Annotated in this window: 22 protein-coding genes and 1 pseudogene; 4 read left to right on the forward strand and 19 right to left on the reverse strand. The window is 39.4% G+C overall.

Annotated elements, in window-relative coordinates:
* Nucleotides 1-106 precede the first annotated feature (106 nt).
* The gene (gene rbr, locus ACQRCC_RS02125; RefSeq protein WP_427849168.1) at nucleotides 107-658 is read right to left on the reverse strand and encodes a rubrerythrin; all 552 of its coding nucleotides are present in this window, start codon (nucleotides 656-658) and stop codon (nucleotides 107-109) included.
* Between the two features lie 156 nt (nucleotides 659-814).
* Between rbr and upp the strand changes: the two genes are divergently transcribed.
* Entirely contained in the window at nucleotides 815-1,453 is a 639-nt protein-coding gene (gene upp / locus ACQRCC_RS02130; RefSeq protein WP_427849169.1) for a uracil phosphoribosyltransferase, read from the forward strand.
* Nucleotides 1,454-1,517: 64 nt separating this feature from the next.
* On the opposite strand, the gene ACQRCC_RS02135 is transcribed toward upp, so the two are convergent.
* Entirely contained in the window at nucleotides 1,518-1,868 is a 351-nt protein-coding gene (locus tag ACQRCC_RS02135; RefSeq protein ID WP_427849170.1) for an arsenate reductase family protein, read from the reverse strand.
* Nucleotides 1,869-2,050: 182 nt separating this feature from the next.
* Here ACQRCC_RS02135 and ACQRCC_RS02140 point away from each other — a divergent pair.
* Nucleotides 2,051-2,763 (forward strand): annotated as a pseudogene (locus ACQRCC_RS02140) (DegV family protein).
* A 54-nt stretch (nucleotides 2,764-2,817) separates the two neighbouring features.
* Here ACQRCC_RS02140 and ACQRCC_RS02145 read toward each other — a convergent pair.
* From ACQRCC_RS02145 to ACQRCC_RS02225, 17 genes are all read right to left on the reverse strand, one after another.
* Complete coding sequence (locus ACQRCC_RS02145) at nucleotides 2,818-3,468, reverse strand: lysoplasmalogenase family protein (RefSeq protein WP_427849171.1); 651 nt, start codon at nucleotides 3,466-3,468, stop codon at nucleotides 2,818-2,820.
* Nucleotides 3,458-4,414: a phosphatase PAP2 family protein gene (locus tag ACQRCC_RS02150; RefSeq protein WP_427849172.1), complete on the reverse strand. Its 957-nt coding sequence runs from the start codon at nucleotides 4,412-4,414 to the stop codon at nucleotides 3,458-3,460. The genes ACQRCC_RS02145 and ACQRCC_RS02150 overlap by 11 nt, the downstream gene beginning before the upstream one ends.
* A 775-nt stretch (nucleotides 4,415-5,189) precedes the next feature.
* The gene (locus ACQRCC_RS02155) at nucleotides 5,190-5,468 is read right to left on the reverse strand and encodes a hypothetical protein (RefSeq protein ID WP_427849173.1); all 279 of its coding nucleotides are present in this window, start codon (nucleotides 5,466-5,468) and stop codon (nucleotides 5,190-5,192) included.
* A 28-nt stretch (nucleotides 5,469-5,496) separates the two neighbouring features.
* On the reverse strand, nucleotides 5,497-5,778 hold the full coding sequence (locus tag ACQRCC_RS02160; RefSeq protein WP_300839986.1) for a type II toxin-antitoxin system YafQ family toxin: 282 nt from the start codon (nucleotides 5,776-5,778) through the stop codon (nucleotides 5,497-5,499).
* Complete coding sequence (locus ACQRCC_RS02165; protein ID WP_427849174.1) at nucleotides 5,775-6,047, reverse strand: type II toxin-antitoxin system RelB/DinJ family antitoxin; 273 nt, start codon at nucleotides 6,045-6,047, stop codon at nucleotides 5,775-5,777. Before ACQRCC_RS02165 ends, ACQRCC_RS02160 begins: the two co-directional genes overlap by 4 nt.
* Before the next feature lie 106 nt (nucleotides 6,048-6,153).
* Nucleotides 6,154-6,708 carry a terminase gpP N-terminus-related DNA-binding protein gene (locus ACQRCC_RS02170; RefSeq protein WP_427849175.1) on the reverse strand — a complete coding sequence of 185 codons (555 nt, stop codon included), beginning with the start codon at nucleotides 6,706-6,708 and terminating at the stop codon, nucleotides 6,154-6,156.
* Between the two features lie 164 nt (nucleotides 6,709-6,872).
* Nucleotides 6,873-8,624 (reverse strand): recombinase family protein, encoded by a 1,752-nt coding sequence (locus ACQRCC_RS02175; protein ID WP_427849176.1) that lies wholly within the window; start codon nucleotides 8,622-8,624, stop codon nucleotides 6,873-6,875.
* A gap of 375 nt (nucleotides 8,625-8,999) precedes the next feature.
* Nucleotides 9,000-9,701, reverse strand: a complete 702-nt coding sequence (locus tag ACQRCC_RS02180; protein WP_427849177.1) for a recombinase family protein — start codon at nucleotides 9,699-9,701, stop codon at nucleotides 9,000-9,002.
* Between the two features lie 191 nt (nucleotides 9,702-9,892).
* A complete protein-coding gene (locus ACQRCC_RS02185; RefSeq protein ID WP_427849178.1) occupies nucleotides 9,893-10,372 on the reverse strand; it encodes a DUF4190 domain-containing protein in 480 nt (159 codons plus the stop codon).
* Between the two features lie 71 nt (nucleotides 10,373-10,443).
* Nucleotides 10,444-11,784 (reverse strand): relaxase/mobilization nuclease domain-containing protein, encoded by a 1,341-nt coding sequence (locus tag ACQRCC_RS02190; protein WP_427849179.1) that lies wholly within the window; start codon nucleotides 11,782-11,784, stop codon nucleotides 10,444-10,446.
* Entirely contained in the window at nucleotides 11,766-12,533 is a 768-nt protein-coding gene (locus ACQRCC_RS02195) for a hypothetical protein (protein ID WP_427849180.1), read from the reverse strand. Before ACQRCC_RS02195 ends, ACQRCC_RS02190 begins: the two co-directional genes overlap by 19 nt.
* Nucleotides 12,534-12,921: 388 nt before the next feature.
* Nucleotides 12,922-13,332, reverse strand: a complete 411-nt coding sequence (locus tag ACQRCC_RS02200; protein ID WP_427849181.1) for a hypothetical protein — start codon at nucleotides 13,330-13,332, stop codon at nucleotides 12,922-12,924.
* 197 nt (nucleotides 13,333-13,529) lie between these two features.
* Nucleotides 13,530-16,553: a type I restriction endonuclease subunit R gene (locus ACQRCC_RS02205; RefSeq protein ID WP_427849182.1), complete on the reverse strand. Its 3,024-nt coding sequence runs from the start codon at nucleotides 16,551-16,553 to the stop codon at nucleotides 13,530-13,532.
* 3 nt (nucleotides 16,554-16,556) lie between these two features.
* Entirely contained in the window at nucleotides 16,557-17,858 is a 1,302-nt protein-coding gene (locus tag ACQRCC_RS02210; RefSeq protein WP_427849183.1) for a restriction endonuclease subunit S, read from the reverse strand.
* A 2-nt stretch (nucleotides 17,859-17,860) separates the two neighbouring features.
* On the reverse strand, nucleotides 17,861-19,642 hold the full coding sequence (locus ACQRCC_RS02215; protein ID WP_427849184.1) for a type I restriction-modification system subunit M: 1,782 nt from the start codon (nucleotides 19,640-19,642) through the stop codon (nucleotides 17,861-17,863).
* Nucleotides 19,643-19,798: 156 nt separating this feature from the next.
* A complete protein-coding gene (locus ACQRCC_RS02220; protein WP_427849185.1) occupies nucleotides 19,799-20,059 on the reverse strand; it encodes a plasmid mobilization protein in 261 nt (86 codons plus the stop codon).
* Nucleotides 20,060-20,133: 74 nt separating this feature from the next.
* Nucleotides 20,134-20,745, reverse strand: a complete 612-nt coding sequence (locus ACQRCC_RS02225; RefSeq protein WP_427849186.1) for a ParA family protein — start codon at nucleotides 20,743-20,745, stop codon at nucleotides 20,134-20,136.
* A gap of 890 nt (nucleotides 20,746-21,635) precedes the next feature.
* Here ACQRCC_RS02225 and ACQRCC_RS02230 point away from each other — a divergent pair.
* Nucleotides 21,636-22,031 (forward strand): hypothetical protein, encoded by a 396-nt coding sequence (locus ACQRCC_RS02230; protein WP_427849187.1) that lies wholly within the window; start codon nucleotides 21,636-21,638, stop codon nucleotides 22,029-22,031.
* A 325-nt stretch (nucleotides 22,032-22,356) separates the two neighbouring features.
* Nucleotides 22,357-22,485: a hypothetical protein gene (locus ACQRCC_RS02235; RefSeq protein WP_427849188.1), complete on the forward strand. Its 129-nt coding sequence runs from the start codon at nucleotides 22,357-22,359 to the stop codon at nucleotides 22,483-22,485.
* The last annotated feature ends 1,592 nt before the right edge of the window (nucleotides 22,486-24,077 follow it).

Here is a 24,077-nt window from a genome sequence, read left to right on the forward strand (position 1 = left end):
GAACAAAATCTTAATAGTTCAAATACTTGGAAGAAGATTGGACTCCTTCCAAGATAAAAAGCGCTGCAGAAATCTTCTACAACGCTTTTCCTGTCAATTCTGTCTTTTAGTAATTCTCTGCTCTCACTTCAAAATAGCTCTGCGGATGATTACATACCGGACATACCTCCGGAGCTTTTACGCCTGTTACCAGATGTCCACAGTTGCGGCATTCCCACATAACGATACCGGCTTTTTCAAATACCTGCTTGCTCTCTACGTTGTGAAGCAGTGCACGATATCTCTCCTCATGAGATTTTTCAATAGCAGCAACCCCGCGGAACTGCTCTGCAAGATCATGGAATCCTTCCTCATCAGCTTCCTCTGCCATGCGTGCATACATGTCTGTCCACTCTGCATTCTCGCCCTCTGCTGCGTGGAGGAGATTTTCTGCGGTATCTCCCAATTCACCCAAAGCCTTGAACCATAATTTTGCATGCTCCTTTTCGTTCTCTGCTGTCTTAAGGAACATTGCTGCAATCTGCTCATATCCTGCTTTTTTCGCTACGGATGCAAAATATGTATATTTATTGCGCGCCTGAGACTCTCCTGCAAATGCCTCCCAGAGATTCTTCTCTGTTTTTGTTCCTGCATATGGGTTTTTTGTATTTTTCTCCATTGTTAGTACCTCCTCTTTTCTACTACCGATTTTATCATTACAAATTTTTTTCTGCAATATACGAAATTATTATTTTCAAAAAACTTCTCTTACTGTACATTAATATTAAAAGAAAATATCCGAAAATCTTACTAATAAAATAAAGGAGAATTTATCATGGAAAATTTGGAAAATGTTACTTGTCTCAATCATCCCCTGATCCAGCACAAGATTTCTATTCTGAGAAACAAAGAAACCGGAACAAATGAATTTAGAAAACTCATAGAAGAAATTGCCATGCTGGAAGGCTTCGAAGCATTAAAGGATCTTCCTCTGGAAGATGTAGAAGTAGAGACACCAATCGAAAAATGTATGACACCGATGATTGCCGGACGCAAACTTGCCATCGTTCCTATCCTACGCGCCGGGCTCGGCATGGTGGAAGGTATCCTCGCCCTCGTACCATCTGCAAAAATCGGCCACATTGGCCTTTATCGTGATGAAACGACCTTCGAACCACACGAATATTACTGCAAACTTCCAAGCCCGATCGAGGAGAGAACCATCGTTGTCTGTGATCCGATGCTTGCCACCGGAGGTTCTGCCGTAGATGCCATCACCATGATCAAAAAACATGGCGGAAAGAATATCAAATTCATGTGTATCATTGCCGCACCGGAAGGTGTAAAACGATTGCATGAGGCACATCCGGATGTTCAGATATATGTAGGCCATCTGGATCGCTGCCTTAATGAACGGGCTTATATCTGCCCTGGACTGGGTGATGCCGGGGACAGAATCTTCGGAACAAAATAGGTGGGGATAGGGGACGGTTCTTTGTCCTGAGCTCCCATGGGAGCCCAGGACAAAGAACCGTCCCCTATCCCAAGGTCTCTTTCCACTCTGCTTCTTTGAATCCGATCAGCACAAAGTCATCTCCCACGAGAATCGGACGCTTTACAATCATGCCATCGGATGCCAGAAGTTCAAACTGCTCTTCTTCGCTCATCGTCGGAAGCTTATCCTTTAACTGCAGTTCTCTGTACAGCATACCGCTGGTATTGAAAAATCTTTTCAGCGGCAGGCCGCTCTTCTCGTGCCATGCTTTCAACTCCTCAATAGTAGGATTATTTTCTTTAATATGTCTGTCTTCAAAAGCTACTCCATTTGTCTCCAGCCATTTCTTCGCCTTCTGACAGGTGGAACATTTTGGATATTCAACAAATAACATATTGTGCCTCCTTCATTTACTCTTTCTGATTTCCATAATAATGATATCAACACTATATCACATTTTTCTGATTTATGAACCAAAACTCCACAATTTTCTTGACGCAGTTTTGGAAACTATGTATCATGTTGTTAGAGTCTAATTCAAAAGATTAAGACATTACACCCGAAAGGAGATTCCCAATGAATCCAATTATTATTGTTGCCGAAACCGGCTCTGATCTTACCCCGGAACTTGCTGCACAGTATAACATACAGCTTGTTCCCATGCATGTTTCTTTCGACTCGGAAACACTGGATGATGGCTCATTTCCGGTTCAGAAAATCTGTGATTACTACCATGAAACAAAAAAACTTCCAAGAACCAGTGGATGTTCTCCGGAAGATTTTATCCAGATATTTGATGAGATCCACAACAGCAATCCGACAGCACAGATTCTTTATCTCGCATACTCCGCAGTAACAACCTGCTCCTATCAAAGTGCGATCATCGCAGCAGAAGAGAGGGACTATGTGACTGCAATCGACACCAAGCAGGTCTCTGTCGGACAGGCGGCCGTGTCAGCAATGCAGTGTGTCTGGGAAGCCGCATCCTGAACATCCATCCCTGCATTGAGATTCTGGACGGCAAATTGGTGGCAACAAAGAAATATCGTGGAAAAATGAAAAAAGTAGCTGCACAGCTTATCAGAGACTATGCGGACAGCTACCATTTAGATCGTGATACCCTGTGGATGGTGTATACAATCGGTTTACAGGATGAAATCCGCGCCGTTGCAGAGGAAACTGCAAAATCCTGCGGATTCCGCCAGGTGAATTGGATCCAGGCAGGCGGAGTCATAACTACCCACGGCGGTCCTGCCGCTTTCGGTGTGGCCGGATTTTCAGAGAAATAAAAAGGTTGCGCGAATGCGCAATCTTTTTTCACCGCCCCATTTTGCGTGGAATAATTACTTTTCCTCCGATTTCCAAAAGGAGAAGCAGTACAGGAAAATGGCCAGGTAGTAGACAGACAGTGTGATATCATACAACCAGTTGTAATTGAAGAACATCTTCCGGACATACGCAATGACATCCGACAAAAGGAAGATATTCACCGTCAAAAAGTAATATTTGTCTCCAAATGAGGACACATAGAGCGTGGCCAGAATGATGATGTAAATCGAGATAAACGGTATTTTCCAGTCAAACCCTAACGAAGCAATCAGAATGGTGATGAGTACCGCACTGATTGCCGCCAGACAGCCGAGCTGCCTGCGGGACATTCCGTACTGCCTGATGTATCCGCTTATAATAAACAGGTGTCCGATACCAAAGGCAACACCTCCGACCAGATAATGAGCGGGCGCTAAAATATCTCCAATCATATAAAATGTCAGAGCCATCAGTATTTTTTTCTTCAAATCTCCCTGCATGCGTTTGCTGCCGATACAGGCAACCCCCATCCAACACAGATTGATGGGAATCTTGAACAGACAACGAAAAGGCTTCATCTCTGGCGTCCTGCCGAACCGATGGCACATCAGCAAATACGGAATGCAGAGAATAATCCCCAGCAAAAACAGTATTATCGCTCTTTTATTATCTTTACTATTTACCATAAGATTCTCCTCCCAGAACAGATATCTTGTTAAAGAAGTACGGATATCCCGCCAGCGAAAAAGTCCACAGCACGATATTAAACAGAAAACCTCCCCAAAGTCCTCCAATAATTTTCGGCATCAGAATATTTCCGGCACAATAGATTGGAATATAAACGATAATCCCCACCACCAGCCGAAACAGCTTGTTCTTTTTCGGGACATCGGTCGTGAACCTGATAAACCGTCTTTCCAGAAACATTCCAATGGCAAATCCGATAGTGGCGCCCACACCGCTCAGCGTAATCATAGTCTGAGGGTCAGTGAGAAGCTTTCCGGATTCGTCATAGTGGAGAGGATAGGGCTTCAGCAGAAAATATACTGCACTGAGAATAGCCAGTACAATCAACCCGACAGACAGGAGTGCTGTCCTCTTTTTGTCCTCCCAGAACCAGTTGACCAGCTTATGAAAGACCGCCAGAAGAAGAACCGCTTCAGCAATGCCAACCAGAACATCCAACATCGTATGTACACCCAGATACACTCTCGAAAAGGCAATCAATGCCAACGCCAGCATACACATTACAGAAAGCACCTTCTTTTTGCGAATCCAGACGGCGGTGCCCACCAGATACCCTGCCGCCAGCTGAGCATGCCCGCTGGGGAAGGAATAACCTCCCTGATTTTTGATGGCGATTTCCGGCGGTGTAATCCGTTTGTCCAGCAGCCAGGGTCGCTCCACACAACATGTCAGTTTCAGGATATGGTTGGTGAGATTGCCCACACAGATGGAAAAAGCCATGGTATATCCGGCTTTTTTATCACAACACCAGTAAATATAGAGCGGAATTACCCCCAACAACGGCAGAAGCCCCTGGGAAACCGCGTTCATAAACGTGACCCCCGCCGGACCTATAGAGTTCCTCAACATCTGAATCTGATAAAGCTGTTCCAAAAAATAATCCATAATCAATCTCCTCAGCATTGTAAAGAATCGTTTTGTTTCTATGAATATTATATTTGATTTATTCCCTCTATACAATCTGGATTTTCGCTTTTTATGTTGTTTAAAATTCTAACACCCTTTGACACTGGGCTTTCTTACTTTGCTCTTGACAGAAAAACTACCGTCTCGACTGTACTTTCATAGGACAACCAAATTGCATCATTCACAATACACTTTAAATATAAACTATTAACGCGAATTACATGTTCACTTCAATACCAGCTGATTATTTTTAAGTAAATCCTTTATCATTGAATCATATTTCATTCTATCGGGATCCTCCAAAATAGATGTAATTCTGCCACCAGCATCTTTCGAAGAAGCTCCGCATAAAAATACTTTTTCATCATCTGTTCCATAATCCAGAATAATATATCTGTCATGAAATATCCCACCCGAATGAAACAATTGAATACTCAAATCCGGGTATTCTTTACAAAAATCTATTCTTCTTTGTTTTAATGCTCCACTCGTCAGAAGATTCATTTATGATATATAAATAATCAGTCCAATTTTTTGTTACATCAATTGACCTCAACGGTGATACCCTTAATCCGGCTTGCGGCCATAACACATCCCTCCTCTGTTGAAAATGGGCATAAAAATTGCCCGGCATTTCTGCCGAGCATAAGAAAAGCACCGTCCGAATTACTCCGAGCGATGCTAAATGATTCTTATTCTATTCAGTTGAATAAACTGGAACCTGACTATTTCTCCATAATATAATTCGTTAACGCTATTCCATTTCTAACGACTGCTTGTTCTTGAATAACACAGTAGCCTCGATACTCAAAGAACGGTCGTGCAGTAATAGATGAATTTCATTATTCTCTATAGCAACAATCGTATGATGTTTCAAAAATGATTTATCCCATTCTTTCAAATCAACGGTGCCAGTTGCCCACACATCTAACTGCTCTTTTGTATAATCTTTCGCATTTATACTGTGAATAGTTTGAAAAAACAATTTTGCTAACGGTTCACAGTCAGAAGCTATATATTTTCGAAGTTGCATTTTCTTCCCCACAAATCCCCAGTTGCTCTCACTTCTTAAACAACTCAGAATGCGTTCCAAGCCGATACAGCATCAAAACCAGTACATCCCCGCGAATCTCATAAATAAGCAGCCAGTCTGGCTCTACATGACACTCCCGAGTTCCTTTGTAGTTGCCTGTCAGATCGTGATCTCTGTATTTTGCATCCAGCGTACCGCCATTCGCCAGAATATCGATTACCTCAAACAGTTTATCAAGGTTTTTGTTTTGCTTTTTTGCAAGCTTTAGATCCTTCTTAAACTGAGTGGTAAACTGCACATCATATTTCATACTTCAAGAGCCGCCTTCAGTGCATCCATACTGGTGTATCTCGGAGCAGAAGGATCTTCCAGCAACTTTCTGCCTTCTGCAATGGCTGCTGCTGTTATTTCATTCGGTACATCCAATTTCAGCTCAAAAGGAATACCATGTTCGCGGATAGCGGTTCTCAGGAACATATTGACAGCAGTTGTCATATTCAGACCGAGTTCATTGAAGATCTCCTCTGCCTGGTCTTTGATGGTCTTTTCGATCCTGATATTCAAATTTGTTGTTGCCATTCTGAACACCTCCATTCAAGCATAGTATATGCAAATTTTCGGCTAATGTCAACACAATGTCATTATAATTTATATGAAATATTTGTCTTTTTTGCCGTATCGATGCCTATCGATGCTCAATGTAGCAGCTATGGGAACAATACTTTCTTTCCTTATTTCCGTAAGCTGTAAACAGTCTCCCACAATTGCGGCAGACAAAAACATACTCAGCTTTTCTGTTTACAAGTTCTTGATGGCTGTTCCACCATTTCATTCTGCAACTGTCGGAACAGAAGATTTTTTTCTTTGTCCCACTCCTCCAGGCAATAGAAGAACCACAGCATTTACACCGTGGCTCCTTTACTACTATATCCGTATTATTAAACCTTTCCTGCTGCCTATCACCGGAAAGCCCGTGACGTCTGCAAAACGATTTCACTGTATTGACATTTATCCCAAGTTTTTCTGCTATCTTTGTACTTCCATATCCTTGAAGCCACAGTTCTTCGATTTTCTTTTTATCCGATTCTTTCATGTACATGCTCCCTTCTGATTTTCCCAGATTCTTGATGGGTGCTATATACATCACTCTGTACCGGATATAAGTCAAGCAAATTGCCAGTAAAATAAAATCCAACAATCCTGACCACTCGCCCTCTCCACAGCTGCCATTTTCCAACAAACCTACAGTCTCAATAAGGCAAAAAGTGTTTCTGTAGCCTCCACCTGTCTTTTTAGGGTAGTCGGCTTGATTTGAAAGCAAATAAAAAAGGATTCCCGGACACCACCCGTCTTAGGGCAATATCCTCGGAATCCCTTGATTTCAAGCCTTTTATGGTATCCCTGCTATTTCACTTTTGACATCAAGACCACTGTCTCCACATTTTTCGATAATGGTAGGGAATTTTCATCACCTTCTGTATCATCTTCATCATCATCGAAATACAGCGTATCTACAGCCTTTCCGTCGATGTTCAATGGTATCTTGAACTGTACAGACTTAATCCAACGACCGTCTTTCTGCTTCTCTGTATATATCTCAATCTTCTCTATAAGCAGATTCATCAGCATCTTCTTGTCAGCATCCGTCATATCATCAATGTTATCAATCATCTCGTCGATAATTCGCTTGTACACTTCTACAGACAAGTTTTCACCCTGTGCATTCTGTATTGCAAGCTCATTCTGATACAGATTACTGTCAATCACTGCAATCTGCTCATTGATTTCATACAATCCATCTTTGTATGTCTTCATCAAATCATCATAGAACTCATCGTCTATATCCAAATCATTGATACGTCGCAGCTGCTTTTTTTTCTTAGAAACCAGAGAATTTTTCTCTTTCTCAAGACGTGTCTTCTCTTCCTGCAGTTCCTTAACAGAATCATCAGAATCCAGCCTTTTCAAAATCTGGTCTTTCATATCGTTTTCGCCACCGAACACGTATTTGACCAGAGCGATTACCTCTGCATTGATTTCCTCTTGCCGAATATGCTTTTTATAATCGCAAGGATGACCAGACACCATTTTTCGATTTTTACAGATATAGTACCACATATCTGTATAGAACTCCTCAGACCCCTTTTTCTTCTTTCTGTTTACCACGCCATACATGCTCGCACCGCAGACCGGGCATTTCAGCAATGCAGACACCATATGTTCATGTTCCTTGCTGTGCGTCTTCTCACGCTTAAAAGCGTTCAGCTCACGTTTCGCCTGTACCCTGAACCATGTCTCTCTGTCAATGATTGCTTCGTGCTGACCTTCATACAACTTATAACTATCCTTGTCCTGTTTTACAACATGATACTCGTCACGTGTACCATCTATCTTCTCGTTCTTACGTCTGCCGTATGCAATAAATCCGCCGTAGACCGGATTATCCAGAACACCTTTTACAAAAGCGGATGATATGAGCGATACAGACCCATTTTGCCTGATTTTCTTTGTATATCCGTTGTCATTAAGCCATTTTGCAACTCTGCTTAATCCCATACCCTGTAAATACAGTTTGTAAATCAGTCGCACAAGCTCCGCTTCCTCTTCATTGATGACCAGAACTTTCGCTTTTTCACCCTCTTTGTCTACAAGTTTATAGCCATAAGGTGCAAAACCACCGTTCCATTTGCCATCCCTGGCTTTCTGCTTGCGACCTTCCATTGTCTGAACATGTATGTTATCACGTTCAATCTCAGCAACCGCAGCCAGCACGGAAATCATCAATTTACCTGCTGGACCCGATGAATCAATGCCGTCTTCGACGCATATAAGACTTACTCCGTAATCCTCAAGATATTGCAACGCATTGAGTGTATCAGACGTATTTCTCCCAAAACGACTAAGCTTGAACACCAAGACCACTTGTACATCATCCTTACCAGTCTTAATATCGCTCAACATACGTTTGAATTCCGGTCTTCCAGTGATATTCTTACCACTTTTACCTTCATCACTGTATTCGCCAACCACCTTCATGCCACGATGTTTTGCTTCGCTTCGTAGTCGCTCTTTCTGAGCCTCCAGACTGTATCCATCTACCTGCATTTCTGTGGACACTCTCGTGTATATATAACAATTCTGCCTCTTCCTTGCCATTTTCCTACCCACTTTCTTTACTATATCGTCTATATCGTGCTTCTATTATATATCGTTGATACACTTCTTTCAACATTTATCTACATGATTGAACGCAAAAAAAATCACTCCCAAAATGGGAGTGACAACGCCGAAGGCAGACCCTCTGGCAATAGCACGTTTCAATTCACGCTCTCATACAGAGAGCGACACAGCTGATACATTAAACAGTCTGCAATACAATTTCAATTCACACTCCAATACAGGAGTGACAGAAAGAAGTAATATCAATGAGCAGACAATGGCATTTCAATTCACACTCCTATACAGGAGTGACAAAGGGTAATCCACACAAAAATCAAGATATCTGTTACATAACTTGTTTTATTTCCTACCCTATAAACGCATATTATCACATAAACGTGCGTTTTTCAATTCCTTTTTGTACTTGTAATAAGTGTTCTTATCAATTCCCAGCAATTTAATCATTTCTACATCCGTCAATGTACCACCAAATGTTTTAGCATGTTGTAACATCTTCTTTTTACTTTCATCAGATTTCTTTGTAACTACAACAGTACCTTTTGCACGTCCCAGTTGCTTTCCATTCAGCTTTGCTGTCTGTAAACCTTGCTTTGTGCGTTCTGATAAATCATCACGCTCTTTCTGTGCCTGCTCAAATGCAAGCTCTACCTGCTTTTCAGCCAGTTTCATCAGATACTGATTCACACCAGCCAAAATCAAATCTACATCCGTATTGGTCATTGGAACCAATGCATCTCTTGTAGCTTTATACACATCTGTATTGATATATGGTTCATTGATAAATACAAGATTTACACCATCATCAAACAGCTTCTTGTATAACTCAAATCCTTCTGCTGCATTTCTGCTCATACGAGATACAGAATCAAAGATGATTGTATCTCCACTCTGTACTTTGTTCAGCAACTTCTGAAATTCATGTCTCCCGGTGGTCTTTGTACCAGTGAAGATTTCCTGATAAATCTTCGCAGATGCATCCACAGCTAAGATATTACGAATCTGTCTGTCAATATTCTGTTTATCTGTAGATACTCTCACATATCCATAAATCACTATGTATCACCTCTTTTTATATACTAATATAAACGTCCGTCTATATTCATATATACTATGCTATCAGATTTTATATCTCATTTCAAGATAAAAAAATAGAATTTAGATGTATCGTATAAATTCATATAAAACAGGCTGTAAAAAAGACACCTGATTTCTCAGATGTCCTTTTTCTTATGTATTATGTTTTACTATCTCAAAAACATAATCATATTGGATACGCCTGAACCGCCCCATGATTTTACAGCATCATTTGAAAAATCCAACATGCTGTTTATGGCATGACCATAAAGACCAACGCCTATAAAAACCATTACAATAGAGAACACGAACAGTGCAATCGAAAGACCGATTGCTACCCATGACAGAACAAATCCGATTTTTCGCATACTGTTATCTTTATAACCATGCGTAATAGCCATATGCGACATAATAATGCCGACAATAGCACATGCAATACCAAGCAACCACATAATAAAGATAAGTACAATCGCAGCAATACCACATCCAAATGCTACATATGCAAATGTCTGTCCATTTTCATCCTGTACTGGCTGCTGCTGCACATTCATCTGAACAGGAGCCTGTGGTGCAATCCCTTTGTTCTGTGCTTCCGCTTCTGCTCTCTGCTTCGCTTTTTCTCTAAATCTTGCTCTTTCTTCATCAGTCATAATGAATATCTCCTTTCGTTAGATTTAATTATTTTATGAAAAAATAATTAGCATCACGCTCACCCCTTTCCTTACAAACTTCTATCATCTTTTTCATCCTGTACACCTCTGATACGTTCCATGACAGACTCTGTTGACAATCCACGTACAGATTTCATATCTTTACGAATCTCTACTACACCAGAATTTGCTTTCTTACGTTTTCTGTCTCGTTCTGCTTTCTGCTGTAATCGCATTGCCAAAATATCACTTCTCTTATCTTCAGACTTGTCCAGAACCAAATCATCAATATCATCCTGTTCATCCACGTTGAGATATGACTCACGCACCTTCACATTCTTACTTGGTCTATAGTGAGGAACACTTGTTACATCATCCGGAACAACAATCTCTACACGTCCGGTGACGGGTCTTTTCACATCCGATTTACTCTCGTGTTCATCTTCGTCCCAGTCATCTGCATCCGGCAGCATCGCTGCACGCTGCACTGGTGTCACATCTTCCTGTGCTGGCAAAGTCACATTCGTTTCATCTTCCTGTACCGTCACATGTTCATTATCTTCATTACGATTTCCATGATGCTTGTGTTCCAATTCCTTCTCAGAAAAATACTCCTGTACATGCTCTGCATCATACAATGTTCCCAGCTTGTATGAACGTGATTTTAAATTCTGAGGAATCTTTTTATCACCGAATCCATCTGTATCCATCAATTCATACGTGTAATATTTTCCACGCTTCTTGCTGTCGTGTACTTCGATGTTCACGCCGTGAGCTGGCAGATTTTTAATCCAATCTTCTTCGCTTTCACTCTCGTTCAATGCTTCTGTAATACGTGATTTCAAATCATCTTTCCATACGTATTCACCAAGTGCACGCTTCGCTCTCTCAGTCTGTGTTGTCTTGTCTGGAACTGTTGTATCACCAAAATCCAACTCGAAATACTGACCTGCAATCTCATCTGTCCACTTTGCAAGTGTCGGCTGATAATACTGCTGTTTATCACAACCTCTACTCGATGTCATGTCTGTATCACTGATAATGACATGGTTATGTATCAATCCTGATTTACCATCGGTCTGTGTAAACACGACCGCCTGTCGGTCTGGATAATATTTCTGTACAAACTCCTGACCGATGATGTTCGCAGTCAGAATGTCTGCCGGTTCATCTGGATTCAGTTCACGTACACTGAACGATTGCACAACACGAATCACCTGTGTTTTATGATTTGCTCTTGCTCTGTTCCAATACTTTTGCATCTGAATTTCTGCTGGTACACCCGGTAAGATATTCACATTTGCAATCAAATCATTACGGAAGTCACTGCCGTTATGTCCCTTACCTTTTCCGTATGCATACATAAGAGCACCATGTCCGTTCGCAGTCCTTGTTACTCTTGTGTATGCCATAATTCCTTACCAATCCTTTCTGATGCATTGTCTAATTGTTCCATGTATTTCTCAACACTGAACAGTGTGAAATAACTCCAGTTACATGCCGCCTGTGCTCTGTGCAATTCCTGCAATCTCATATTGATGTATCTCTGTTCCGATGGATTCGCAGTCTGTAACTGCTTCTCTAACAGACTGATACGTCTGTCAATGTTATTCCATTTTGCAATCTGGTTCACATTCACTCCCAGCTTGTTCAACGCTGTCTTGATACCTTGTAACTCATTCGCAATCAGAGCTGTTGCACGCTTCATGTACTCGCCCTGGTCACCGTCGATGTATCTCACGGTTCCAAGATATTTTTCAAGATGTCCATCAATCGCAAGTCTTACCACCTGAGAGAATGGCACATCAAATTCTTTTGCCATGTCCTTCATCACTTCATCAACTTTCTCATTGATTCGTGCTGAAATTTTTACAAGCTTGATTAACTCCTCTTCACCGATTTCATCTTCGCTTTCTTCTGTATTACTGCCTGAGATGATTTCTTTTTCATCATCTCCTGTCGGTTCCTGTACCACTTCGGATGCAGTAAAGTCATCATCTGGTTCAGGCTCCGGTAAATTATCAATCTCATCCTGCTGCATGGCAGACTGCATTTCTAATTCACGAGCTTCCTGTTCCTTTTGTCGTGCTTCTTCCTCTTTCTTTTTCTTTAACTCCGCCCAAAAATCAACTGGACCGTTCGTATTATTCACACTCGACATTCACAGTCATCTCCTTTCTTCGTTCACATTGTCTTGCAAAGCCGAATCCGGCTTTTCTGCACCAATGTTCACCTGCTTGCTCAAATACCTGCTGTTTTACCCATAGGGTTTGTCCCCAACGGTGTATTTTCGCCCCATGTTCACATCCATATAGGGTTTGTCCCCTAACACTTGTGTACATGGTTTCCTACCCATTTTCTTTAAAAATGCAAGTATAGGGTTTGTCGGCGGAGCCGAAAAACCCTACCGTTCGCTTACGCTCACTTACTTGCAAGGGAAACTTCGTTTCCCCTTGACCCCTTCATGCTTCGTTCGCATCCTGCTCACTCTTATTTTCAGCCCCAACACGAACAAAACAACAAACAGTTTTCACAACTGTTCACATGCATTACTGCAACTGTCCTGTTTCGTATGGGTCTGGTTCCTCGAACTGGTTTACTCCGTACATGCCGTCATCTTCATAGTCATCTTCCGCTGCCATCTTTTCCAGTTCTCTATCAAGCTTTGCAGCTTTTCTCTTTTCAGCACGTTCCTTTTTCTTTGCTCTCAGCTCATTGATTTCACCCTGTGATTCACTGATGATGGCATCAATGTTCTTCACAATGTGCTTCGCAATCACACGTGCTTCGTCCTTGCTGTACGCTGACATTTTTTCCTGTACGGTCTCACTGTTCAGCAATGCATCATTAACAATTTCAATGACCGGGCGTGCTTCTTCACGCTTAAGTTCGGCTTCTTTCGCAGCCATTTCCTTCTTCATTTTTTCAAGTTCTGCACGAACGTTTTTTAAATTACTCATATACTGTAACCTCCATTTTCTATATAAATTCTGTTAACTTACTTTCCCTGATACTTGAAATATAACACATTTTGATGTGTTTTCCTACCCATAGTGTAAACTTTATTTTTATATCGTGTTTCTGTATTACAAACAAAAAAATATCCCGTGATGAGAACTAAATCTCGTCACGGGACTATACATTACATCAACAATATTTATTCTTTTTCATTCTTCATTTCATCAAACATTACCTGAGCTAACGCACTCATGATAGCACGATACTTTCCAGCGTCCTCAAACAATTTCGTGTATGTTTCCGTACTTTCAACATACGCTTCCTGTGCTGCATCATCGAACATCTGTGGGAAAATATTCTTTTCAAAAATCTGACGACCATCTGTCTTCGCAGCTTTCATCAGCTTTTTATTGTTCTTCAATTTCTGATGCAACGCTGTAATTACAACCTTGTCACCATCAGTAAAATTTCCTACATACTGCTGATTGATTTTATCAATGACCTGTTCCAATGGACTGAGTGTCTCAGTCATTTTCACAGGCTTTTTCAACTTCGCCGATTCATAAACACCCTTCTCTTCTTTCACAAGACCAATGGAACCTTCGTAAGTTTTCTCAAGATTGTAATACTCAAGTTTCACTCTGTCACCAAGGTCAAACGGAATCTTAGGGTCAGCTGGTACAACCTTTGCCAAGTAAGAACAGAAGATATATTCATCATGCATCTGCTTATCAAACATACGTACAATCTGTGTAATATATCCATACCATTTTACAAATGTTCTGCAAAGTTTACGGAACTGGTATCTCTGTTCCTGATTCAATGCGTTGTACTTCTGCTGAATCGGTAACAATGCATTTGTCACCGCTGCCTGAATCTTATTTGCCTTACGTTTATCCTCATCGAAATAGATTTTATTCACCTTTTCGATGTCTGTATCATCATAGATTTTAAAAGCACGCAACATCTTTTGTGTCTTGTAAATCAAGTCAGTATTGATTTCCTGAGCCAATGATGTTTCCTGATAAAACGGCTGGAACGCTTTCAAAATATCTTCTTTTGTATTCACAAAATCAATGATGAACGTATCCTGTTTATCAGGATGTGTACGGTTCAATCTGCTCAGTGTCTGAACAGCTTTTACACCACGCAATTTCTTATCGACAATCATTGTATGAAGTAATGGTTCATCAAATCCAGTCTGATATTTCTCAGCCACAATCAGAATATTTCCTTCATCATGAAATACCTGTTTTGTCTGTGATTCATTCACACCATTCAGCTTGCTTTCTGTCCATTCAACATCCTTCTGGTCATCCGGGTCTTTGATAGAACCAGAGAACGCAGCCAAGATTTCCACATCATGATAACCATTTGATTCCAAATAGTTCTTAATCTCATGATAATAACGAACAGCAGCAAGTCTCGATGATGTTACAACCATCATCTTTCCTTTTCCCTTGATTTTCTGCTTCGTTACATTACGGAATGTTTCAACAATAATCGCTGATTTCTGCTGAATGTTATACGGATGCAGCTCTTCGTATTTCTTGATTGTCTTCAATGCCTTTGACTGCGGAACATCAGGATTATCCTTTGTGTTCTTCGCAATCTGATAGCACGTTCTATACGTTGTATAGTTCTGAAGAACATCCAGAATGAATCCTTCTTCGATTGCCTGACGCATCGAATATACATGGAATGGATGATAAGAACCATCATTCCATTCTGTACCGAACATCTCCAATGTTGCACCCTTTGGTGTTGCTGTAAACGCAAAGAATGAAAGATTCTTATGTCTTCCATGAGCAATCATCTCACGCACCAGACGGTCATTGTCATCCAACAATTCATCTTCGGCTTTTCCTTCCAGTTCCGCATACTCTTTCAGAGCATCCGATACATCCGCAAGTGCAGCCTTCAATTTCATTGCAGAGGAACCAGTCTGTGAAGAATGTGCTTCATCCACGATAATCGCAAATCGCTTATCTGTTGTATCATCCACTTCTTCATAAATGACTGGGAATTTCTGTAATGTTGTTACAATGATTCTCTTTCCGGCGTTCAATGCATCCTTTAAATCCTTAGAGGATTTCTTTTCATCAATCGCACACACACTGCCAAGTGTATGGTCGAATCCTGTAATTGTCTCCTGCAACTGTGCATCCAGATTACGTCTGTCAGTTACGATAACAACCGATGTAAATACAGGCTCATTATCATCATTATGCAAGGATGCCAGACGATACGCCGTCCATGCAATAGAGTTTGACTTTCCTGAACCAGCTGAGTGCTGAATCAGATAATTGTTCCCTGAACCATTCTCACGCACATCAGCAATCAGCTTACGTACTACATCCAGCTGATGAAATCTAGGGAAAATCAGACGTTTCTTTGTAACATTCTTTCCATCTTTCTTTTCGGTCTTCACCTCAAAGCTGATGAACTTCTGAATAATATCCAGCAAGCTGTCTTTCTGTAATACGTTTTCCCAGATATAAGATGTCACATAATTATCATCTTCTGCCTGCGGATTACCTGCACCACCATCATTTCCAGCACCGTTGGAACCCTGATTGAATGGCAAAAAATATGTATCTGTACCTTTCAACTCTGTAGTCATCCATGCTTCATACAGGTCTACTGCAAAATATGCCAGAATACGATGATTCAGCCAAAATGCAGGTTCCCTCTGGTCACGGTCATACTGCCACTGCAATTTTGCATTGTCTACCGTCTGACCTGTCAGCTGATTCTTTAATTCAATCGCAACCACTGGAATACCGTTGATTGCAAGCATCATATCAACTGAATTGTTGTTCTGCTCTGAATAGTGCCACTGTCTGATACACTGACACACATTCTGCTCATATCTTTTTACAGCAACATCATTCAGAGTGGATTCAGGCTTAAAATAACAAACCTTAAAATCCATTCCACGATGTTTAAATCCATGTCGCATGACAGACAGCAAGCCATCCATCTGTACGGCATCTTCAAAACATTTATAAAACTTCTTGTACGGGTCAGAATTACACTGTTTTTCAAAACGCTGCCACTGGGTAGGCTGGGTTGCTTTCACAAACCCAACCAGTGTATGAATATCCAACGCCATACCATAAGATGAAGTATATCCAGCATCTGTTGCCTTTTCATATCCACCATCAGGTGAGATAAGAAAGGCTTCGATATTGGATTCAAACTGTTTTTCATTTTCATCCATAGGTTATACCACCCTTCTTTTTCCTGTTACCACTTCGTAAATCAGTGATTTCTTGTATGTTTCAAGGTCATTGATAAGAGATTCTTTTTCAGCAATGAGAGAATCAAACAACTCACATTTTTTATCAAGATATTCTACAATATCTTTTTGCACATTTACATCCATACAATACGGGATTTGCATATTACGAAAATTCTCTCTTGTTAATTGATTAATTGTTGATGTAAAAAACATTGGCAAATAATAACCAAACACACCTGAATTCAAAATCCAATGAATATATTTCTTATTATCATTAAATGGCTTCAACACCATCATGAATGCTCCAAATGTATATTTTCCACTTTCTGGAACAATCGCATTCTTACCAATTAACCTTCTACTACCATTCCTAGAACAAATAAGAATATCACCCTCATCTAACATCAAATTATCAGGAATATCCTTATTCACATACACATTATCATCAAATACAATTTGTCCATTTTGGACATTTGATGACCTAAGGACCAAGGTTCCTTTTCCTGAATCAACTTGGTCATTTGGAGAATATGTCAATCCATTTCTTGCTGCACCAATGTCCTTAATTCGCAAAACATCCCAACTTGCTGGAATTTTTCCAATCCACTCAACGCCAGAATCTTTCATCTCAACATTCTTATCAAGACCTTTTGTCACCGCTTCAAAAATTACAGACTGTTTCAATTCCTTATATTCATCAATACTTGCTTTTGCTTCTGCAATAATTTCATCAATTTTGGAACAAGTTTCGTCCAAATAATCGGCAATAGCTTGCTGTTCATCTGGCGAAACTTTCAAATATGGAATATTTAACAAGTCTTTTGCATTAAGCGCACTACGAACACCGTCACCACCAATATGATTGAATACTTCATTCATCCACATTGATAAAAAATAATATTCACCATAACGAGGATTCATATCTTTACGATGATGCAATACAATATATGCAGGCGAAACAATGCCTGTGTATGGTGATAAACCAACTCTACTTGTAGATACATTTGCAAGGTCAATAAGTTTGAAAACAAGTTCGTGTTCTTTCAGAATTTGATACCCATCAAACTTCTCAGGCTGAAGACCATCACCTGCATCTTTAGAACGCTTAATTACACCATTAAGAGTAAGTGCCAAACGTTCATAATCATTGACCTTATCTCCAACAATCGTTTTTGTAGCATAAAATTCATGCTTAACCTTACCAACACTCCACTCTTTTGGAATATTTCCTAACCACTGTACACCACTATCTTTCATTTCCGTTTCAGGTCTAATCATTGCCATAATCATTCACCCCCGAACAAATCATGCAATTTCGCCATCAAGCTCTTTTCATGTTCTTCAATACGTGCTGCAATCACATCTGATGGCTCAATCTGCTTGTATTCATAGAATGTTCTGGTGAACGGAATCTCATATCCTACTTTTGTTTTGGCTTTATCAATCCAAGCCTGCGGATTGTACGGAATGACCTCACGTTCAAAATAAGCATCAATATCTTCTGCAAGCGGCACATTCTCTGTATCACGTTTTGATGTATCGGCTACTGGTTTCTTTTTCTTCATGATGATATTTCCATCTTCATCCAGCTGAGGTGTTTCGACTACAATCTTGTTATATCCAAGGTCAATGGCATCCATAACCTTACTCTTTACAATGATTGCATTATCATTTTCATCTACACCATTATATGTGCCGTCTACATATGCGCCATACGCTTCAATAATCAAATCACGGCAAGCCTTTGTAATATCTACGTTCTTTGAACCGATATTCTTACGTCTTGCTGAACAACAAGCAGATGCATCAATCAGCTGTACTTTGCCCTGATGTGCCACAGGCTTATTCTTCATTACAATCCAGATATATGTTGCAATGCCTGTATTGTAAAAAGCATTGTTTGGCAACTGTACAATCGCATCCAGCCAATCATTCTCGATTAAATATCTACGAATCTCAGAAGGACCGGAACCAGCATCACCATTGAACAAAGATGAACCGTTCTGGATAATTGCCATCTGACCATCATCTTTCAGCTTTGCAAGACCGTTCAGCATGAACAGAAGCTGTCCGTCACCCTTTGCTGGCAGTCCCGGTGCAAATCTTCCGGCAGTACCTTTCTTAAATTCCGCTGTGACCTCTTTTTCCTCACGTTTCCACGGAATACCGAATGGTGGATTGCTGATAATATAATCAAACTTATATCCGCTGAACTTGTCATCAGACAAGGTATCACCGAACTGCATATTGTTAGGGTCACCGCCACGGATAAGCATATCAGCCTTTGCAATACCGAATGTAAATGGATTGAACTCCTGACCGAATACAGTAACGTCTGCATCTGCATCCATCTGCTTCAATCTTTCTTCCATACAGGTAAGCATCTGAGATGTTCCCATGGTCATATCATAAACAGTCTTTGAAATACCGTCTCCTGTAAATGCTGATTCATCACCAGCCACAAGAAGGTCACTCATCAGATAGATGATGTCACGGCTTGTGAAATGTGCTCCTGCTTCTTCGTTATACGATTCAGAGAATCTACGAACAAGATTTTCAAACACATATCCCATGTCAACCGCACTGATTTTCTCAGGTGAGAAATCACCCTTATCTGTACAGAAATCAGAAATTACCTGATACAGAAGACCTGCTTCTTCCATATGCTTAATCTGGGCATCAAAGTCCATACGGGCAAGAATGTCCTGAATGTTATCAGAGAATCCATTCAGATACGCCTTGAAATTATCTACGATATTTTCAGGGTCAGCAATCAATGTCTTGAACGTAAATGGACTTGTATTGTAAAACTGATAGCCTGACGCTTTACGCAGGAAACCATCTTTTACAGCCAGCTTTTCTACTTTCTTGTATGTATCAAGAACTGCCTGATGTGTTGGCAGCAAACAATCATGGAAACGCTTGATTACTGTCATCGGCAGAATAACAAGACCATATTCATGAGGTTTATATGCTCCTACAAGGTCATCAGCAACAGACCATACAAGAGCTGCTGTATCGTTGGAATTTTTACCAACGCTTGTAATTAACTCATCACTATTCGCCATTATGTTTTTCTCCTTTTTGTATATATTTAATATCTATACGATATATATTCTATATCTATTTTGATGGATATATGGATAACTCTCCGAGTTACCCACATAACCACAAAATCGGCTACTGCTACTGCGCATTCCACTCCACATCCATATACCCATATATTACCAATTGTGATTGTTCATGTATTCATCAGCAGCCAATCTGAAAAATGCAGACAAGCTCAAGCCGTGTGCCTTTGCTTTTGTTGTCAGCCGTTCTTTTTCATCAACCGTCATTGATACAAGTGCTGTTGCTCTTGTATCACCGCCGACTGTTTTCTTCGGTGTCTTCGATGCTGCTGTCACTGCTGCATCATGTTCTTTTTCTGTATCACTCTCAAAACTGTCTAAAAGACTTGTCATATTCTTTTTTGCTCTTGGCATCTCAATCATCTCCTTACTTCTGCATGTTCGTCTAAAAATAAATATTACATATCTATATTATAGATACTGAATATTTATTTTGCAACCAGTTTCTTGCTCTTCTTTGCCTTCGGCTGCTGCTGTACAGGCACCTTGGCAAGATAGCTGATTTCGGAACACAAGTTGTTTACAGCCTGTGCTGCTGGAGAATGCTTATTGATTTCGTTGACAGAACAGCGACAGTTCTCAGCCTGAACGAGAACTTCTGACTGTGGAATGGTCAATACAGTATCCAGATGCTCTTTCTGTCTGTATTTCTGCAGCCATTCCATAAATGACACGGATGCTGTAAATCTGTTGACACCATTGACAGCAATGACAATCGGACAGTTTGTATTCTTCTTTACAAGAGACACTGTACGCGTAAATGCTTCGATGTTACCACCTGTTGGTCGTACCGGAATCACAACCACATCAGCACCTTGGATGGTCTGTACAGTCTTATCATCCATGATGCGTCCCGGTGTATCGACAACCGCCACGGTTGGATTATCTACTTTCTTGTCATTATTACGATTTTTGTACTGTCCATCGAAACTGTATAAAGACGTTGGAACATTCTGTCTTGTATAGTAATAATACAATTCATCTGATAAACGTGTCTTTCCTACCCCGCCCTTCTCGGATACGAATACTACTGTTTTCATGTAAATCACTCCTTTTATATATACGTTGTATCTATTTTATATATATTTTATATCTATTGAATATCTATTTAATATCTATAAACATTATAATAGATACAGATATGAATTGCAATAGGATACATGAAATTTCCTACCCAAAATACAGTGTATGTCAATTTCATCGTGTGTCACAAAATCATGATTTTAAATGATGGGAAAATTTTGGGCAAAACATGTGCCATATTTTGGTCAAAATAGGACCAATTTATGGCACAAAAAATGCCCATGGAAAAATCCATGGGTTTTAAAAGGGAATATAAATATATATATTAAGTAGATATTTTATAGTCATTAGATATCTACATGATAAATATAAAATATATAAAAACTGCATTTTCAGCAGATTGTTCAAAAAAATTTTGATGGGAAAAATATGGTGCAAATTATGGGCAAAATAGGACCAAAATTTGACCAATTTATGTGCCATATTTTGCCCATGGTGTTTTTTACACTCAATTTCAATTCACACTCCAATACAGGAGTGACACACGATGCGATGTTATGCTGTATGAAATTATTTCAATTCACACTCCTATACAGGAGTGACATTTAAAACATTTCTCCACATCTCCAAACATATTTCAATTCACACTCCCATACAAGGAGTGACAAGAGTATTCACACAAAATCAAGATATCTGCTACGCAACTTGTTTTTGTTTTCCTACCCTATAAACGCATTTTAGCACATAAACGTGCGTTTTTCAATGTGTTTCTTATAAAATCTCCAACAAAAAATCAATCCTGTAAACAGGATTGTAAAAGATGTGACTATCGTCACATCGACGGGCGTCATTCTGTAATGATTGAAAATCATCGTGAAACGTTTATATACAAAGGAGCTTGGAAACTATGGTATTTTATTATGACGAAGAAAAAAAATCTTATGATGTAACACATGCAGGCGATGTGATAAAGCTTTTTAAAGATATCATTCCAGAAGATGATACAGAAAGCGTAGTACGCGTTCAGCTATATCGAAATTTCCGCGTTGCCAAAATCAATCGTCCAGGATACGAACGATTAATGCGTGATGCTGCAAAACGTGTAGATAAGAACTATCCAACACTGACAGGTGTCAAAAGACAAAGAGAAATAGTGGACGCATGTCATGATATCATTTATGATATTACATTCGCTGACTTAATCATCAAAGACGATGGCAATTATTCAACACCATGGTCAAAATTAGACCATCCGACGTTAGCCGCATGGGGAAAAAATCCATCACCATGGAGAAAGATTTAAGAACTCACGGAGCTTAGCAGGCTCTGTGGGTTATTTTTTGTATATAGTCGTATAACGCCTGAAAATCATGTGTAACGATGATTTTAACGAAAAACGTATAATTTTACAGAATTTACATTTTATGCTCGTGGTGACGTCATACGGTGCATCAGATGGCATGTTTATGTTATTCCAGCAGAATACAACAGAACTTTCTGTGACCTTCGGTCTCCATTTAATCCATCAAAGATGGTCTTTTAACAATACTGCTTACGCAGTCTAACGGGTTTCATTGTGAAAATAATCAAAGATTAATCATACACAAAAAGAAAAGGAGATTACGATTATGACAGCAAAAGAATGGAACAAAGCAAAGAACACTTTTAAGAAGGTTTACAGAAACATGAGAGCAGCTCATCCAGATTGGAGCAATGCTAAAGTGTACATGGCTACAAAAGGTCAGCTCAGTAAGTAAACAAAATCCCTACCCGGAAACGAGTAGGGATTATTTTTTCGTGTAATACACAGAAAATCATAGATATAGCGTTTTAAGGTGCCGTATGACCGCGTGGTGAAGATTTTCATATAAAATCGAGGAATTTTACAGATTAATGATTTTATACGCGTGGTGACGTCATACGGCATGTTAAACGATGGGTTTTGAATTGTTCTGCTAACTGCATACAGGAAAAATGTGATGATAGATATTATCAGCATTTGAAAATACAGAAGCCAAAAAAATGTAGCACGTTTCGTGCTACGCATAAATCCAGTGCCCAGCAGCACATTCAGCGTTTTTGTAGCAGACAGTGTAGCAGACAAAAAAAACAACGTGCTACGCATAAATCCAGTACTGGGTAAGGGATTTATGTGTTTTGTAGCACGTGTAGCACGTTTTTTGGGAACATATATATAACATTTTTATTTTAGTCTACACTAAATACAAATCCATTACGTATCAACGGATTTATCCAAATTACACATAATATCATAATGATAGTATGTGTAAATCATGTGTTCTACATGTCATGTATTCACCGTAAAATGCTAAAAAACCAGCACATAGTATCATTATGATACAAAGAAATTGCTAATATTTTCATCATACAGTGAAAAAACTGTTTTTCGGTATAAAAACTTTGTATACCGTGAATCCGTTACTGGGTACTGGATTTATCGTTTTTCACACTCTCGGTATAAAAATGATTTTTTCAACTTATCCCGTTAAAACCGTTGATACATAAGGTATTTATGGGTTCCGTATAAAAAGTATAATAAAATTTCAAAATCTTTTTTATATAAAAAATATCATACATAGAATACCCCATAAATATACTTAAAATCCTTATGTATCAACACATTTATCCAATCATACACATAATATCAATATGATACAAAGTAAAACATATTTATAGATAACATCAACATGATACAAAGTAAAATGCTTATAAATCAAGGTTTTTAAGCATTTTTTATTTTCTCTCGTATAATTGACTTAAATTTTTCTTATACTTCTTATACTTTAAGACAAATACTTTACTGGGCAACAGATTCACGGTATAAAAACGATTTTCAGTTTTTATACCGGATATAACCAAAAATGATAAATCCGTTGGCTGATAATAGATTCAGAGTATAAAAAGTTTTTATACCGTTTTTTATACCGAAACTCGAAAAATAGAAAAAAATAAAAAAAATCATACATGTGTCAGTTACTGCCACATTTGTGGCACCAACTACTGCAACGCTAAATCCAGTACCCAGCAACACATTCAGCCGATTTAGAAAAAATATGTGGCAGTACGAAAAATGATACTGCAACATCAAATCCCTTACCCAGTAACGGATTTGTCGATTTGTGGCACTTGTGGCACCAAATCGCATGTAGCTTTTTTATAAATAATTTTTAACACATATTTTTACACCCAAATTCGATAAATCCATTGATAGTATTACACTTTATCCAATCATACACATAATATCATAGTGATACAAAGTAAAATACCGTTTTTACTTAACATCAAAATGATACAATCAAATACGTTGATACACAATAGATTTGTATTT

This window comes from Sporofaciens sp. SGI.106 (assembly GCF_050314255.1).
In the GTDB taxonomy this organism is placed as follows: domain Bacteria; phylum Bacillota; class Clostridia; order Lachnospirales; family Lachnospiraceae; genus Claveliimonas.

Bases quoted from the DNA above. Each gene is read 5' to 3' on its own strand.
- ACQRCC_RS02210 (WP_427849183.1), bottom strand. From the start codon at position 17,858: ATGGCAATGATTAGACCTGAAACGGAAATGAAAGATAGTGGTGTACAG.
- ACQRCC_RS02195 (WP_427849180.1), bottom strand. From the start codon at position 12,533: ATGTCGAGTGTGAATAATACGAACGGTCCAGTTGATTTTTGGGCGGAG.
- ACQRCC_RS02145 (WP_427849171.1), bottom strand. From the start codon at position 3,468: ATGGTAAATAGTAAAGATAATAAAAGAGCGATAATACTGTTTTTGCTG.
- ACQRCC_RS02165 (WP_427849174.1), bottom strand. From the start codon at position 6,047: ATGGCAACAACAAATTTGAATATCAGGATCGAAAAGACCATCAAAGAC.
- ACQRCC_RS02225 (WP_427849186.1), bottom strand. From the start codon at position 20,745: ATGAAAACAGTAGTATTCGTATCCGAGAAGGGCGGGGTAGGAAAGACA.
- ACQRCC_RS02220 (WP_427849185.1), bottom strand. From the start codon at position 20,059: ATGCCAAGAGCAAAAAAGAATATGACAAGTCTTTTAGACAGTTTTGAG.
- ACQRCC_RS02205 (WP_427849182.1), bottom strand. From the start codon at position 16,553: ATGGATGAAAATGAAAAACAGTTTGAATCCAATATCGAAGCCTTTCTT.
- ACQRCC_RS02230 (WP_427849187.1), top strand. From the start codon at position 21,636: ATGGTATTTTATTATGACGAAGAAAAAAAATCTTATGATGTAACACAT.
- ACQRCC_RS02235 (WP_427849188.1), top strand. From the start codon at position 22,357: ATGACAGCAAAAGAATGGAACAAAGCAAAGAACACTTTTAAGAAGGTT.
- ACQRCC_RS02160 (WP_300839986.1), bottom strand. From the start codon at position 5,778: ATGAAATATGATGTGCAGTTTACCACTCAGTTTAAGAAGGATCTAAAG.
- rbr (WP_427849168.1), bottom strand. From the start codon at position 658: ATGGAGAAAAATACAAAAAACCCATATGCAGGAACAAAAACAGAGAAG.
- ACQRCC_RS02135 (WP_427849170.1), bottom strand. From the start codon at position 1,868: ATGTTATTTGTTGAATATCCAAAATGTTCCACCTGTCAGAAGGCGAAG.
- ACQRCC_RS02185 (WP_427849178.1), bottom strand. From the start codon at position 10,372: ATGACTGATGAAGAAAGAGCAAGATTTAGAGAAAAAGCGAAGCAGAGA.
- ACQRCC_RS02215 (WP_427849184.1), bottom strand. From the start codon at position 19,642: ATGGCGAATAGTGATGAGTTAATTACAAGCGTTGGTAAAAATTCCAAC.
- ACQRCC_RS02190 (WP_427849179.1), bottom strand. From the start codon at position 11,784: ATGGCATACACAAGAGTAACAAGGACTGCGAACGGACATGGTGCTCTT.
- ACQRCC_RS02150 (WP_427849172.1), bottom strand. From the start codon at position 4,414: ATGGATTATTTTTTGGAACAGCTTTATCAGATTCAGATGTTGAGGAAC.
- upp (WP_427849169.1), top strand. From the start codon at position 815: ATGGAAAATTTGGAAAATGTTACTTGTCTCAATCATCCCCTGATCCAG.
- ACQRCC_RS02175 (WP_427849176.1), bottom strand. From the start codon at position 8,624: ATGGCAAGGAAGAGGCAGAATTGTTATATATACACGAGAGTGTCCACA.
- ACQRCC_RS02200 (WP_427849181.1), bottom strand. From the start codon at position 13,332: ATGAGTAATTTAAAAAACGTTCGTGCAGAACTTGAAAAAATGAAGAAG.
- ACQRCC_RS02155 (WP_427849173.1), bottom strand. From the start codon at position 5,468: ATGCAACTTCGAAAATATATAGCTTCTGACTGTGAACCGTTAGCAAAA.